The sequence below is a fragment of the Pseudomonas sp. W2-17 genome (assembly GCF_041060445.1).
Taxonomy (GTDB): Bacteria; Pseudomonadota; Gammaproteobacteria; order Pseudomonadales; family Pseudomonadaceae; genus Aquipseudomonas.
In genome coordinates this window covers 86,928-100,933 of the sequence record NZ_JAUFNS010000017.1, presented here as the reverse complement: position 1 = coordinate 100,933, position 14,006 = coordinate 86,928, and the positions used below count along the sequence as shown (strand labels likewise).

Genomic DNA, 14,006 nt, shown 5'->3' with positions numbered 1-14,006 from the left:
ATAAGAAAGCGCCTGTAATGGGCGCTTTTTTGTGGGCGGCTTTCGACGGTGCTGCGGGTGGGTTACTTGAAACCCAACTGCCGCCAACCCTCATACACCGCAACCGCGACGGTATTCGACAGATTCAGACTGCGGCAGCCTTCGCGCATCGGCAGGCGCAGGCGTTGGTCGCTTGACAGTGGATCCAGCACCTCCGGCGGCAGGCCTCGGCTTTCCGGGCCGAAGAGGAAGGCATCACCCTCCTCGAATTGCGCATCGTGGAAAACTCGCGAGCCCTTTGTGGTAAAAGCAAACAGCCGCGGGTGGCCGATGCTTTCAAGGCAGCTCGGCAGGTCGGCGTGACGATGAAGCGTGGCGTATTCATGGTAATCAAGGCCGGCTCGACGCAGGCGCTTGTCATCCAGCTCGAAGCCCAGCGGCTCGATCAAATGCAGGCTGCAGCCGCTGTTGGCGCAGAGCCTGATGATGTTGCCGGTATTCGGCGGAATTTCTGGTTGAAAAAGGATCACGTGAAACATGCACGGCTCCGAACGAAAGGACGGGATGCATTCTACCCCTGAAGAAGACCCCAGGCCGAAGCTATGGCCCAAGTTTTTGGGCTCGGTGGCGATCGTTGGTGTGATGGTCGGGCTGATGATCGGCCGCGTGACGACCCCGGACCCCATCCAGTTGCAAACCGTCGAAGTGCTGCCGAACGGCGTTGCCGTGTGGTTCAACCGCGAGCCGGAGCTCCATGGTGAGCACATCGACGGCGCGGTGGCGCTGCTGTTCAACGCCCAGGGTCAGGCGCAGAAAGGCGAACTGAAGCTCAACGGCAAAGACGTGCGCTGGAGGGTGCAACGAACTGATAAGGGGTTGTTGCTGAACCTGCTGGCGGCCCGTCCTCTGCACGGCGACTGGCGCGGTGCGACCCAGGACGGGCGCTGGAGACTGGAGGTCAGTCTCCGGGAGGAATAAAAGAGGGGAATCCCCGGCCTGCCTGTACCAAGGTCCCCAAAACTGGTGATGTATAACCTATTGCAGCGTGCGTGCCAGTTTTGGGAAATGTCCGTAGGAATATTCGTAATGTCCTGCAGGCGCCGGGTTTAGGGCCTTCCAGCCCGCGCCTTTTATAGACGGGTATAGGGATGAGGTTCGAATCGACTTTCGGAGTTGGATATTTGGTGAGCGTTTTTGCACGCTATTCGCGCATTTGCCCGTGCTGAGTAACCAAAGTGATGCACGCCCTAAACCAGCGACAAGGTTGCGCATCAACTGCCGGCCTCCAGTACATCTGGGTACTTGGATGGTCTTTGGGCTCGCTGACCCTCAAATTTGTGGGACCGGCTTTAGCCGGGAAGGCGTCAGGCGTTACGCCGCAAATCTATAGGCCCCCTGGCAGCCTCTTCCCGGCTAAAGCCGGTCCCACTAAAAGCGTCAGCGCGCCTGCCGGCGTCTTATTAAAACGGCGCATCACCCAGAATCGTTGCGCGGTGCATCACGCGGCGCTGCGGGCGGTAATCGTCGACTGCGTAATGCTGGGTTACGCGGTTGTCCCACATTGCCACGTCGTTTGCCTGCCAGCGCCAGCGCAGGGTGAACTCTGGTCGCGTGCCGTGGGCGAACAGCAATTTCAGAATTGCCTCACTTTCGGCAGCTTCCAGTTCATTGATCCGGGTGGTGAAGCCGTCGTTCACGAACAATGCTTTACGACCGCTCACCGGGTGCGTGCGAATGACCGGGTGCGACAGCGGCGGGTTCTTGCGGCGGGTCTCCTCCCAACGCGCGAGGTCTTCAGCCGTATTGCCAAAGCGCTCCAGCGGGAATGACCGGGTGAAGTCATGGGTCGCGGTGAGGCCATCGAGCAACATCTGCATCGGCCGGGACAGCGCCTCGAACGCAGCGATGCCGCTCGCCCACAACGTATCTCCACCGTAAGCCGGGACCTGCTTGGCGCTGAGCACCGCACCCAGTGCAGGCGCCGGCAGAAAGGTGACGTCGGTGTGCCAGATGGCGTTGTCGCGCACGTCGGTGACCGCGGTATCGAGGATCAGCACTTCAGGCTGTTCCGGTACGTTGGGGTAGATCGGATGGATGTGCAGGTCACCAAAGTTGGCGGCGAATCACGCTTGTTGTTGCGGCGTGATCGGCTGATCCCGGAAGAACAGCACCTGATGATCAAGCAGCGCTTGCTCGATGGCGTTGCGTTGCTCACCGGTCAGGTCGCGGCTGAGGTCAACGCCGCTGATCTGTGCGCCCAACGCCGGGCTGAGCGGGTGGATGTCAATGCTCATGATGGTCTCGTGTGTTCGGCGCCGAAGTGTCGGCGTAGTCAGTAATAAGGTCTTGGATTCAGTGATTCTGGCCGTGCCAGGGCACGAGCTTGCGTTGCAGTGCGCGCAGGCCCATTTCCAGCGCGAAGGCGATCAGCGCGATGACCAGAATTCCCAGCACCACCACGTCGGTCACCAGAAACTGCGCAGCGGACTGAACCATGAAACCCAGGCCACTGGTGGCGGCGATCAACTCGGCCGCCACCAGCGTCGACCAACCCACGCCGAGGCCGATGCGCACGCCGGTCAGGATGTCGGGCAGGGCGCTGGGCAGGATGACGTGACGGATGAGCTGCCAGCGGCTGGCGCCCAGAGACTGAGCCGCGCGCAGTTTTGCGCTGTCGACCGTGCGCACACCGGTCGCGGTGGCGATAGCGATCGGCGCGAAGATCGCCAGATAAATCAGCAGGACCTTGGAGAGTTCGCCAATGCCGCACCAGATCACGATCAACGGCAGGTAGGCCAGCGGCGGCACCGGGCGATAGAACTCGATCAGCGGGTCGAAAATCCCACGCGCGATTCGGTTATGACCTATGGCGATGCCGACGGGAATGGCCGTTAGCACGGCGAAGAACAGCGCCAGTCCGATGCGTTGCAGACTCGCCCCCAAGTGCTGCCACAGCGTGGAGTCCATGTAGCCTTTGGTCATCAACAGCCAGGCTTTTTCAAGCACAGCGGCAGGCGGCGGAAGAAATAGCGGTTCGACCCACTCAAGGGCTGTGACCAGCCACCAGCTCCCCAGCAAAACGGCGAGGGTCAGCACGCTGATGGCGCGCGTGCTCACATAAAGAGAAGAGGGCTGGCGCGGTGCTGTTTGCACCGCCGCGCGAGTGAGGGCGGGCTCCGGCGATTGATAAAGACTCATGCCCGTTGCTCCCGAATGCTTTGCCGCTGGGAAAATACCCGCGCCAGCACGTGCTCGCGGGTTTCGATGAAGCGAGGGTCGGACTTGATGGCGCGGGCCGATTCACCTGCGCTGTAGCGCTGACCGAAGTCCAGCTTCAGGTGCTCGACGATGTGACCGGGGTTGGGTGCAAGCAGAATCAGATCAGTCGACAGGAACACCGCTTCTTCAATGTCGTGGGTGATCAGGAAGACCGGCTTGGCGCTGCGTTGCCAGACTTGCAGCAGCAGCTCTTGCATCTGTTCCCGGGTGAAGGCGTCGAGGGCGCCGAAAGGTTCGTCCATCAGCAGCACGCGCGGATCGGCCGCCAATGCGCGGGCAAGGCCCACACGTTGTTTCTGCCCTCCGGACAATTCCCAAATACGGCGCTTCTCGAAGCCGGCGAGATCGACCAGCGCCAGCATGTCCCGCGCTTTGGCTTCACGTTTTTCACGGGGGATGCCCGCCAGCTCCAGCCCGAATGCAACGTTGGCCAGTACATCCTGCCAAGGCAGCAGAGCGTCATCCTGAAACACGACGCCGCGCTCGGCGCCGGGGCCGTTCACCGGGACGCCATCAAGGATGATGCGGCCTGCGCTTGGCGCGACGAACCCGGCAATCAGGTTCAACAACGAAGTCTTGCCGCTGCCGGATGGGCCCAGGGCAACCAGCAGTTGCTGCGAACCAAGGGTCAGGGAAATATCCGACAGCACCGGCTCGGCCGCACCGGGATACTGTGCGCTGATGCGCGCCAGCTGTAACAAGGCCATGGCATGGACTCCGTTTCTAATAAATGGGCATGAACGGCATGGCTGTCGAAGCCGGCACGGTATCGGGTGGACGCTTTCGCTTACTGGGTGACGAACTTCGCGCTCACGTAAGGGGTGTAATCAGCCAGCACGGCGTCGACCTTGCCCTGTTCCTTGAGGAACGCTGCGGTCTTGGTGATGGCGTCGGTGGTCGGCGCGCCCAGTTCAGTTACCTGATCAGCCGCCAGCGGGTAGACGTTGCCCTGCAACAAGCCGGGGATATCACCAGGTTTGGCGCCGGAGAGTTTCACCAGCTTGTCGACGTTGCTGGCATCGGCCAGCCAGGCCGCAGGATCCTTGCGGTAGGCGGCGTAGGCGTCGAGCGTGGTTTTGGCGAAGGCTTTGACGACCTCAGGGTGTTTGTCGGCGAAGTCCTTGCGCACGATCCACGCATCAAAGGTCGGCGCGCCGACTTTGGCCAGCTCGCCCGAGGTGATCAGCACTTTGCCTGTCTCCTTGGCAACGCCGAGCGCTGGGTCCCAGACATAGGTGGCGTCGATGTCACCGCGCTTCCATGCCGCCGCAATGGCCGGTGGGGCGAGATTGAGGATGGTCACTTTCGCCGGGTCAATCTTCCAGTATTTCAGGGCGGCGAGCAGGCTGTAGTGGCCGGTCGAAACGAATGGCACGGCGATCTTCTTGCCAATCAGATCCTGTGGGCCGTTGATGCCGGAGCCATTACGCGCAACCAGCGCCTCGGCAGCGCCGATCTGGGTGGCAATCAGGAAAGTTTCCACCGGTACTTCGCGCGTTGCCGCCGCGGTGAGAGGGCTGGAGCCTAGGTAGCCGATCTGGACGTCACCCGACGCGATCGCCGTGATCACGTCCGCGCCGTTATCGAATTTGCGCCATGAAATCTTCGAGCTCGTTGCCTTTTCATAGGCGCCATCAGCCTGAGCGACCTTCGCCGGATCCACGGTGGTCTGGTAGGCGACGGTGAATTCAGCGGCCTGGGCGAAGAGTGCCGAGCCGGCTAGCGACAAGGCAGCCAGGACGCGTAGGGGTTTGAGCAGTTTCATGGGGACGCTCCGTATAAAGGCACACTGCCTTCGAATGGCTCAGAGCGTAAATGATCTAAGAAAGTCGAAATAAATAACCTTTTGGAATTTGCTTAGTGTTAATTCCTATACGCGCGGGCTTGATAGGTGCGCATCGCAAGACGAAAGGCACCGAGCTCAGAGACGATTCATTGAATCGTCACAATTTGTAAATACGATCGCGACGCCTGTTCAGCGATGTACTCGCAGGGATGGGGCATTTCTCACGGACTGATCTGGGGTGGTTGCACGATACGGCGACGAGTTTTGACGTGGCTTCCTCTCCGATGGGTTTTTTTCTGGCTTCGTCAGAAAACAGACGGGGAGCAGGGTGACAACTGCAACGTTTGCGACTACCGGAAAAGAAATTCGATGTATTTCAGTCGGTTGGAGAGGCAATTCTCACCCGAATTCGCAGGATGACCGTGACTTGCCGGTCAAGTTCCGGTTGTACGACGCCCCCAATCGTATCGATCTGACGAACGGTACTGAAATATGTTTTGGGAATTAGGGATTAGGGCCGATACACTCCGCAACGGACGGCTGAAACGGCTTGTGACATATAACTGCTTGGCATAAAAGCAGGTCTAACAAGTCTTTTTAGGTTTAAGGGATTTCCCTTACCTTGCAGCCAGCTGTAACGCGGTCTAGTCAATTAGTCTTGGGGCCATTGACTCGCCGAGTCAGGTCCGGCGCTAATCGCGCATCCTCGGTTTGAGCCTTAGGCTCGGGCCCGGGAACTACAAAAATTAGATTCATGAGGAGCGATACACAATGAAGAAGTCCACCCTGGCCTTGGCCGTATACGCAGGTGTCTTGGCTACTCAGGCTGGTGCAGCCGGTTTCCTGGATGACAGCAAAGCGACACTCAGTTCCCGTACTTTGTATTTCGAACAAGATCCGCGTGAACCTGCCTCGAACGGTGCTAAAGCGCAAGATCAGCGCCAGACCACCCAGGGTTTGCTGTTCAACTTCATCTCCGGCTACACCCCGGGTACCGTTGGTTTCGGTCTCGACGTTCAGGGCATGTGGGGCATCAACCTGGGCGGCGGTATCGACAACCGTGCCGCCAACGGCACTACGGCGAACACCGTTTCCCCGACTACTTCCGACGGTACTCCGGTAGCTGACTGGGCCCGTGCTGGCGCCAACGCCAAGGTCAAAGTTTCCAAGACCGAGCTGAAAGTCGGTAACGCTCTGCAGCCAAACCTGCCGATCCTCGTGGCGAACGACGGTCGTCTGCTGCCGCAGACCTTCCAGGGTGGCATCGTTACTTCCAAGGAACTCGACGGTCTGACGCTGACTGCCGGTAAGCTGACTCAGGCTGCCAGCCGTGCTTCCAGCAACTACGCTGACATGTCCCTGGCCGGTGGTTACAAAGGTTCGAACAACTTCCAGTTCGCAGGCGGCGACTATAAAGTCACCAAAGACCTGACCGTTCAGTACTACTACGCGAACCTGGAAGACTACTACAAGCAGCACTTCCTGGGCCTGGTCCACATCCTGCCGATCGCGGAGGACCAGTCGTTCAAGACCGACCTGCGTTACTTCCACAGCACCTCCGATGGCAAGAACGCCCATCAGGAAGTCAACACCGGCTATCGCTTCTCCAACGGCTACAGCAAAGACGGCCAGGGCGAAGTTGATAACGACACCTGGACTGCCATGTTCACCTACACCCTGGGTGGCAACGCATTCCTGTTGGGTTACCAGTCGGTGAGTGACGACGGCGGCATGCCGGTCATGAGCAACGGCAACGTCACCCGCAACGGCCTGGCCAACGGTCGTAACGAAGGCGAAGGCGGTAACAGCGTTTACCTGTTCACCGACAGCATGATCACCAACTTCACCCGTGCCGGTGAGCAGACCAAGTTCGGTCAGTACTCGTACGACTTCGCACGCCTGGGCGTTCCTGGTCTGAAAGCTGCCATTGCTTACCTGTATGGCGACCAGATTCGTCTGCAGAACGCAGCGCTGGGCCGTGGTTCGGAGTGGGAACGTGACATGCGTGTCGACTACGTGTTCCAGGACGGCTTCATGAAAGGCTTCGGCGTTACAGTTCGTCGCGCGAACCTGCGCTCCGATACCGACCTGTACGCTTCCCAAGCCAACACCGACCAGACTCGTGTGGTCCTCAACTACACCTACGCGTTCAAATAAGCGTGATGTGTTGAAAAGAGCCCCGCTTCGGCGGGGCTTTTTTATGCCTGAAACACTGTCATCCAGCACCAATCGTTCCTTTTGTTTTCAGATGCCGGGATGCACAGTGATTCATAACTCATCCTCCAAGGAGCACGACTGAATGGGCCTTAAACTTGGCGACATCGCACCCGACTTCGAACAGGACTCCAGCGAAGGACCGATCAGGTTTCACGAATGGCTGGACGGCAAATGGGCGGTACTGTTTTCACACCCCGCCGACTTCACGCCCGTCTGCACCACCGAGCTGGGCTTCACCGCAAAACTGAAAGACGAATTCGACAAGCGCAATGTCAAGGCGATTGCCCTGTCCGTGGACTCGGCCGAATCCCACACAAAGTGGATCGGCGACATCAATACCACGCAGAACACCCTTGTGAACTTCCCGATCCTGGCGGACGAGGATCGTAAGGTCTCCGAGCTCTACGACTTGATTCACCCTAATGCCAGCGAAACCCTGACGGTGCGTTCTCTGTTCGTGATCGACCCGAACAAGAAGGTCCGCCTGACCATCACCTACCCGGCCAGCACCGGCCGCAACTTCCACGAGATCCTGCGGGTAATCGATTCGCTGCAGCTGACCGACAACTACAAAGTCGCCACTCCGGCGAATTGGAAGGACGGTGAAGACGTTGTCATCGTGCCGTCGATCAAAGACGAGGCCGAGATCAAAGAGCGCTTCCCTAAAGGCTATACAGCCGTTACGCCGTACCTGCGCCTGACGCCACAACCGAATCGCTGATACACCGGTTTCAACCATGACATTCGGGCCGATTTATCGGCCCTTTTTTTGTGCTGTAAACGCTGAACATGTTGGATATTTACGAGGGTTCTGACACAGCGCTATCGCACAGCCAACACAGCCCCTGTGGGAGTGAGCTTGCTCACGAATGCTGTATTCCAGCCGCCGCGAATTTCAGTGCATGGATCGGCCGATTCGCGAGCAAGCTCGCTCCCACGAGTTTGTTGTCTGCAAAAAGACAACAGATATCTTTATATTCTTTTTGGTGCTAACCAAATGAATAAATATGATTTTAGAGAATAACTGTCCCCTGTTATGGTCTCTCCGTCCTGGCGAGATCGCCGGCAATGAATCCCTTCCCGCCTTACTGGTCCGCCATCGGACGAGCAGGTGCCACCTGTTAGCTACACACCAAAGGAGCGTGCCATGGGCACCGTTATTTTGCGTCGAAGCCTGGTCGCTCTGTTTGTTGCGGCGGTTTCCTTCTGCGTCCTGACTCAGGCCCAAGCCGATACCTTGCGCATCGGTTACCAGAAATACGGCACGCTGGTATTGCTCAAGGCAAAAGGGTCGCTCGAGAAAAAACTCGCCGACCAAGGCGTGCAGGTTCAGTGGACCGAGTTTCCCGGTGGTCCGCAGTTGCTTGAAGGCCTGAACGTGGGTTCGATCGACTTCGGCGTGACGGGCGAAACACCGCCTGTGTTCGCCCAGGCCGCCGGCGCTGATCTGCTGTACGTCGCCTCCGAGCCGCCGGCGCCCACCAGCGAAGCGATTCTGGTGCCCAAGGATTCGCCGATTACCTCGGTCAAAGACCTCAAAGGCAAGAAAGTCGTCCTCAACAAAGGCTCCAACGTGCACTACCTGTTAGTGCGCGCACTGGAAGACGCCGGCCTGAAGTACACCGATATCCAAACTGTTTTCCTGCCGCCCGCCGATGCGCGTGCTGCCTTCGAGCGCGGCAGCGTCGATGCCTGGGTGATCTGGGATCCGTACCAGGCCGCCGCCGAACAGCAGCTGCAGGCAAAGACCCTGCGCGACGGCAAAGGCATCGTCGACAACAACCAGTTCTACCTGGCGACCAAACCCTATGCGCAGCAGCATCCCAAGGTGATTCAGACCCTGGTGGAAGAAGTGCGCGCGGTCGGCGAATGGTCCAAGGCCAACCCGGAAGAAGTGACCAAACAGGTCGCGCCGCTGCTCGGTCTGCCGGAAGACATCACCCGCACATCGGTGAAGCGTCAGGGCTACGGCGCCTCGTTCATCACGCCTGAAACCGTCGCCGCGCAACAGAAAATCGCCGACACCTTCTACCAGCTCAAGCTGATCCCTAAACCGTTGCGCATCGCTGATGTGATCTGGACGCCACCCGCTGCTGTCGCTAAAGCGCAGTAAGCCCGGCAATTGGAAGGAGACAACTCCATGAGTGTGGAAAAAATCATCCACAGACTGGCGCCCTGGTTGCTACCGGTCCTGTTGTTGGCGATATGGCAACTGGCGGTCACCGCGGGCTGGCTGTCGACCCGCATTCTGCCGGCGCCGAGCGCTGTGATTGAGGCCGGCGTCACGCTGGTGCGCAGCGGCGAAATCTGGACCCATCTGGCGATCAGTGGCTGGCGTGCCGGCATCGGCTTTGCCATTGGCGGCGGTATCGGGCTGGCTTTGGGCTTCATCACCGGGCTGTCGAAATGGGGCGAACGCTTGCTGGACAGTTCCGTACAGATGATCCGCAACGTGCCCCACCTGGCGCTTATTCCGCTGGTCATCCTGTGGTTCGGCATCGACGAGACCGCGAAGATATTTCTGGTCGCGCTCGGCACGCTGTTCCCGATTTACCTGAACACGTACCACGGCATTCGCAACATCGACCCGGCGCTGGTGGAGATGTCCCGCAGCTACGGTTTGAGCGGCTTCGGACTGTTCCGCCACGTGATTCTGCCCGGCGCGATGCCTTCGATTCTGGTCGGCGTGCGGTTCGCGCTGGGCTTTATGTGGCTGACCCTGATTGTCGCGGAAACCATCTCGGCCAGCTCCGGCATCGGCTATCTGGCGATGAATGCCCGAGAGTTTCTACAGACCGACGTGGTGGTGCTGGCGATCGTGCTCTACGCCGTACTCGGCAAATTGGCAGACCTCGCGGCGCGTGGTCTGGAACGGGTCTGCCTGCGTTGGCACCCGGCGTATCAAGTGGCTAAAGGTGGCGCGCAATGAGCAATCTCCAACAACCGGCAAACCTGTTGCGCGGGATTCCCTTGCAGGTCCGCAAGCTGAAAAAAACCTTCGGCTCGCGGGAAGTACTGAAAGACATCGATCTGCACATCCCGGCCGGCCAGTTCGTCGCCGTCGTGGGCCGAAGCGGCTGCGGCAAGAGCACCTTGCTGCGCCTGCTGGCGGGCCTCGACCAGCCGTCGAGCGGACAGTTGCTGGCCGGTAACGGCTCATTGGCGGATGCGCGGGAAGACACGCGACTGATGTTCCAGGAAGCACGTTTGCTGCCTTGGAAAAAGATCATCGACAACGTCGGCCTTGGCCTCAGCGGCGACTGGCGTGGTAAAGCGCTGGAAGCGTTGGAAGCCGTGGGTCTGGCCGAGCGCGCCAATGAATGGCCAGCGGCATTATCGGGTGGTCAGAAACAGCGCGTGGCGCTGGCGCGTGCACTGATTCACCAGCCGCGCTTGTTGTTGCTCGATGAGCCCCTTGGCGCGCTGGATGCCCTGACCCGAATCGAGATGCAGCAGCTGATCGAAAACCTGTGGAAGAAGCATGGCTTTACCGTATTGCTGGTGACCCACGACGTCAGCGAAGCGGTCGCCATTGCCGACCGGGTCTTGCTGATTGAAGAGGGCCGCATCGGTCTTGATCTGCAGGTTGATCTGGCCCGGCCAAGGGCGCGCGGCTCCTACCGACTCGCCGCGCTGGAAACCGAAGTGCTGAACCGCGTGTTGTCGCTGCCAGGCAACCCGCCCGACCCCGAACCGACTTCACCGCTGCCCACGCAACTGCGTTGGGCCAATTAACTCCAGAGGCAATCCTGCCCCCGGAACTGATCTCACAAAGGAAGCCTTACCATGACTATCAAAGCCATCAACGTGCGTAACCAGTTCAAAGGCACCATCAAGGAAATCGTCACCGGTGACGTGCTGTCCGAGATCGACGTGCAGACCGCGTCGGGTGTCGTCACTTCCGTTATCACCACTCGCTCCGTGAAAGAGCTGGAGCTGGTGGTCGGCAGCGAAGTGATCGCGTTCGTGAAGTCCACCGAGGTGTCGATCGCCAAGTTGTGATCAATGCTGTATCCCAAGCGATCTCCCACAACTCCAGCGTCTGACTCGGGCTTCGGGCAGGTCGAGGACTTGTGGGAGTGAGCTTGCTCACGAATGCGGTGGGTCAGCAACATTTAAACTTGCTGGTAGAACGCCTTCGCGAGCAAGCTCGCCCCCACAGGTTTGGCGTCTGACTCAGGCTTCGGGCTGGTCGAGGACTTGTGGGAGTGACCGGGGTGGCGCCCCCACAACTGACCTGCGTTATTGCTCGATGGAACGCTTCGGTAAGTACGCCGGCAGGTACAACCCCAGATACGCATCAAATACCCGCAATCCTTCCTCGGCCATGCGCGGGGTAATCGCGTTGTGCAGTTGCACCGAGCGCGCATACACCCGGTCGGCCAGTTCCAGCGCCAGGGCAAATACCTCAACATCATCGGGCAGCGTCGGCAGTTGGAAATGCCGGGCGAACAGCGCATGCATGAGGTTGCCCAGTTCAATGTCGTGCTGACGATCCGCCTGAGTGACTTCGGTCAAACCGTGCTGGGCGAGGATCAACTGCCGCGCCGCAGCGTCGTCGCTGTAGATCGCGAGCATGCGCGACTCCACCACATGGGACAGGTCTCGCCACTGGTTCAATTGATCATGATCGATGGGCTGCTGCAGGCTTTCGCGAAACGCCTCGTGGACATCGGCCGTCAGCGCTTCAAGCAACGCCGGAACGCTGGCGAAGAAGTGATACACAGAAGAGGGCGGTATCTCGGCCCGCTCGGCAACGCTATAGATCGACAAGCTCGCCACGCCGTCCGCGGCCAACAGCGCACGTGCGGCATCAAGGATCGCGTCGATCCGCGCCTGACTGCGTGCACGCGGTTTGCGGGGTGGGGCAAGGCGGGTCATCGGCGCTCTCTCGGTCGGTGGCGCGGGCATTCTACAGTGGCAGCCCGCAGATTGCCTTCCCGGCTGAAGCTGGTCCCACAGGGGGGGGCCGCGCAGCTCATGAATGAAAAACGCCACCGATTCTCTCGAAAAGGTGGCGTTTTCGTAACTCGTGCAGCCATCAAACCGTGTGCAGATACCAGTTGTATTCAAGGTCGGAGATGGAGTGCTCGAACTCCTCCAGCTCACTTTCCTTGCACGCAACGAAGATATCGATGTACTTCGGATCGATGTACTTGGCCATGACTTCGCTGTCGTCCAGCTCGCGCAGTGCATCACGCAGGTTGTTCGGCAAGCTTTGCTCGTTCTGCTCGTAGGAGTTGCCTTCCACGGGCGGACCGGGCTCGATCTGATTAGTCAGGCCGTGGTGAATGCCTGCCAGCACCGAGGCCATCAGCAGATACGGGTTGGCATCCGCACCGGCAACCCGGTGCTCGATACGTACTGAGTCGGCCGTCCCGGTAGGCACGCGCACGGCCACGGTCCGGTTGTCCAGACCCCAGCACGGCGAGTTTGGAACGTAGAACTGAGCACCAAACCTGCGGTACGAATTGACGTTCGGGCAAAGGAACGCCATCTGCGCGGGTAGGGTCTCGAGCACACCGCCGATCGCATGACGCAATGCGGCGTTCTGCTCGGGATCCTCGCTGGTGAAGATGTTTTTGCCATCGCGATCAAGGATCGAAATGTGCACGTGCAGACCGTTACCCGCCTGGCCTGGGTAAGGCTTGGCCATGAAGGTGGTGTCCATCTCATGGTCGTAGGCGATGTTCTTGATCAGGCGTTTGAGCAGTACTGCGTAATCACAGGCTTTCAGCGCGTCAGCAGTGTGGTGCAGGTTCACTTCGAACTGCGCCGGGGCACTTTCCTTGACGATCGCGTCGGCCGGGATGCCTTGCTCTTTCGCACCTTCCAGAATGTCCTGGAGGCAGTCGACGTACTCGTCCAGGTCATCGATCAGGTAAACCTGGGTCGAGTGCGGACGTTTGCCGGAGATCGGCGAGCGCGGTGGTTGCGGACGGCCGTTCACGTTTTCCTGATCGATCAGGTAGAACTCAAGCTCGAACGCAGCGCAGATGGTCAGGCCCATCTCGTCGAACTTGCTGACAACCTGGCGCAGCACTTCGCGCGGATCGGCGAAGAAGGGCGTGCCTTCCAGCTCGTGCATGGTCATCAGGAGTTGTGCGGTAGGACGCTTCTGCCAGGGCTCATTGCAGAGAGTGTCGGGGATTGGATAGCAGATTCGGTCAGCGTCACCGATGTCCAGACCCAGACCGGTGCTTTCCACCGTCGAGCCGTTGATATCCAGTGCGAATAGGGAAGCTGGGAGGTTGATGCCTTTTTCGTAAACCTTATGAAGGCTGGTGCGTTCGATGCGCTTGCCGCGCACCACTCCATTCATATCTGCAATCAGAAGGTCAACGTATAGAACCTCAGGATGTTCCTTAAGGAACGCGTTCGCTTCGTTGAGCTGAACGGCACGCGGGGGTACCGACATGATGCAACACCTTTGTTGTTGAAAATATCAATCATCGAGCATTACGGGTTTCAGTCAATCCGAAAGGCCAGACGAAGTCAAGGGAGCCCTGATTTGCCCTAAAAGGGCGCCAAAGAGCCATTTTCGCCGCACTTTAGGGCAAATGTTATGCGCCGAAGGTCATGCAAACTGCGAGTTTGAGCAGGGCGTGTTTTATTTTTTACGGGCGTGTTGTGGAAAAAAATGAACAACGCTAAGCTCGATTGCAACCCATAACAGCAATAATACCGGGGGTCTCATGCTTCGCCTTCCGCTGATCGGCCTCACCGCCTGCACTCAGCCATTCGG

The 14,006-nt window shown here is 59.1% G+C and carries 12 protein-coding genes and 2 pseudogenes; 7 read left to right on the top strand and 7 right to left on the bottom strand.

Going from position 1 to position 14,006, the window contains the following annotated elements; all coding sequences use genetic code 11:
* Positions 1 to 62: 62 nt before the first annotated feature.
* A complete protein-coding gene (locus QWI20_RS20365) occupies positions 63 to 518 on the bottom strand; it encodes a tRNA (cytidine(34)-2'-O)-methyltransferase (RefSeq protein ID WP_037016260.1) in 456 nt (151 codons plus the stop codon).
* Here QWI20_RS20365 and QWI20_RS20360 point away from each other — a divergent pair.
* Positions 517 to 957 (top strand): hypothetical protein, encoded by a 441-nt coding sequence (locus tag QWI20_RS20360; protein ID WP_369306959.1) that lies wholly within the window; start codon positions 517 to 519, stop codon positions 955 to 957. The genes QWI20_RS20365 and QWI20_RS20360 overlap by 2 nt on opposite strands.
* A 482-nt stretch (positions 958 to 1,439) precedes the next feature.
* Here the strand turns inward: QWI20_RS20360 and tauD are convergent.
* From tauD to tauA, 4 genes and pseudogenes are all read right to left on the bottom strand, one after another.
* A pseudogene (gene tauD, locus QWI20_RS20355) lies at positions 1,440 to 2,273 on the bottom strand (taurine dioxygenase).
* Between the two features lie 58 nt (positions 2,274 to 2,331).
* Positions 2,332 to 3,096: pseudogene (gene tauC / locus QWI20_RS20350) on the bottom strand (taurine ABC transporter permease TauC); the annotation flags it as partial.
* 77 nt (positions 3,097 to 3,173) lie between these two features.
* Positions 3,174 to 3,965, bottom strand: coding sequence for a taurine ABC transporter ATP-binding subunit (gene tauB / locus QWI20_RS20345; protein ID WP_369306958.1), 792 nt, complete (start codon positions 3,963 to 3,965; stop codon positions 3,174 to 3,176).
* A gap of 80 nt (positions 3,966 to 4,045) precedes the next feature.
* Complete coding sequence (gene tauA, locus QWI20_RS20340) at positions 4,046 to 5,023, bottom strand: taurine ABC transporter substrate-binding protein (protein ID WP_369306957.1); 978 nt, start codon at positions 5,021 to 5,023, stop codon at positions 4,046 to 4,048.
* A gap of 792 nt (positions 5,024 to 5,815) precedes the next feature.
* Here tauA and QWI20_RS20335 point away from each other — a divergent pair.
* From QWI20_RS20335 to QWI20_RS20310, 6 genes are all read left to right on the top strand, one after another.
* On the top strand, positions 5,816 to 7,201 hold the full coding sequence (locus QWI20_RS20335) for an OprD family porin (RefSeq protein ID WP_369306956.1): 1,386 nt from the start codon (positions 5,816 to 5,818) through the stop codon (positions 7,199 to 7,201).
* Between the two features lie 142 nt (positions 7,202 to 7,343).
* On the top strand, positions 7,344 to 7,982 hold the full coding sequence (locus QWI20_RS20330; RefSeq protein ID WP_172610393.1) for a peroxiredoxin: 639 nt from the start codon (positions 7,344 to 7,346) through the stop codon (positions 7,980 to 7,982).
* A 426-nt stretch (positions 7,983 to 8,408) separates the two neighbouring features.
* Positions 8,409 to 9,374 (top strand): sulfonate ABC transporter substrate-binding protein, encoded by a 966-nt coding sequence (locus QWI20_RS20325; RefSeq protein WP_369306955.1) that lies wholly within the window; start codon positions 8,409 to 8,411, stop codon positions 9,372 to 9,374.
* Between the two features lie 27 nt (positions 9,375 to 9,401).
* Complete coding sequence (ssuC, locus tag QWI20_RS20320) at positions 9,402 to 10,190, top strand: aliphatic sulfonate ABC transporter permease SsuC (protein WP_369306954.1); 789 nt, start codon at positions 9,402 to 9,404, stop codon at positions 10,188 to 10,190.
* Positions 10,187 to 10,996 carry an aliphatic sulfonates ABC transporter ATP-binding protein gene (gene ssuB / locus QWI20_RS20315; RefSeq protein WP_172610395.1) on the top strand — a complete coding sequence of 270 codons (810 nt, stop codon included), beginning with the start codon at positions 10,187 to 10,189 and terminating at the stop codon, positions 10,994 to 10,996. The genes ssuC and ssuB overlap by 4 nt, the downstream gene beginning before the upstream one ends.
* A gap of 51 nt (positions 10,997 to 11,047) precedes the next feature.
* Positions 11,048 to 11,263, top strand: coding sequence for a molybdopterin-binding protein (locus QWI20_RS20310; protein WP_037016233.1), 216 nt, complete (start codon positions 11,048 to 11,050; stop codon positions 11,261 to 11,263).
* A 240-nt stretch (positions 11,264 to 11,503) separates the two neighbouring features.
* On the opposite strand, the gene QWI20_RS20305 is transcribed toward QWI20_RS20310, so the two are convergent.
* Together QWI20_RS20305 and QWI20_RS20300 are read right to left on the bottom strand one after the other, a co-directional pair.
* A complete protein-coding gene (locus QWI20_RS20305; RefSeq protein WP_369306953.1) occupies positions 11,504 to 12,142 on the bottom strand; it encodes a TetR/AcrR family transcriptional regulator in 639 nt (212 codons plus the stop codon).
* 160 nt (positions 12,143 to 12,302) lie between these two features.
* Entirely contained in the window at positions 12,303 to 13,679 is a 1,377-nt protein-coding gene (locus QWI20_RS20300; RefSeq protein WP_065987362.1) for a glutamine synthetase family protein, read from the bottom strand.
* Positions 13,680 to 14,006: the final 327 nt, after the last annotated feature.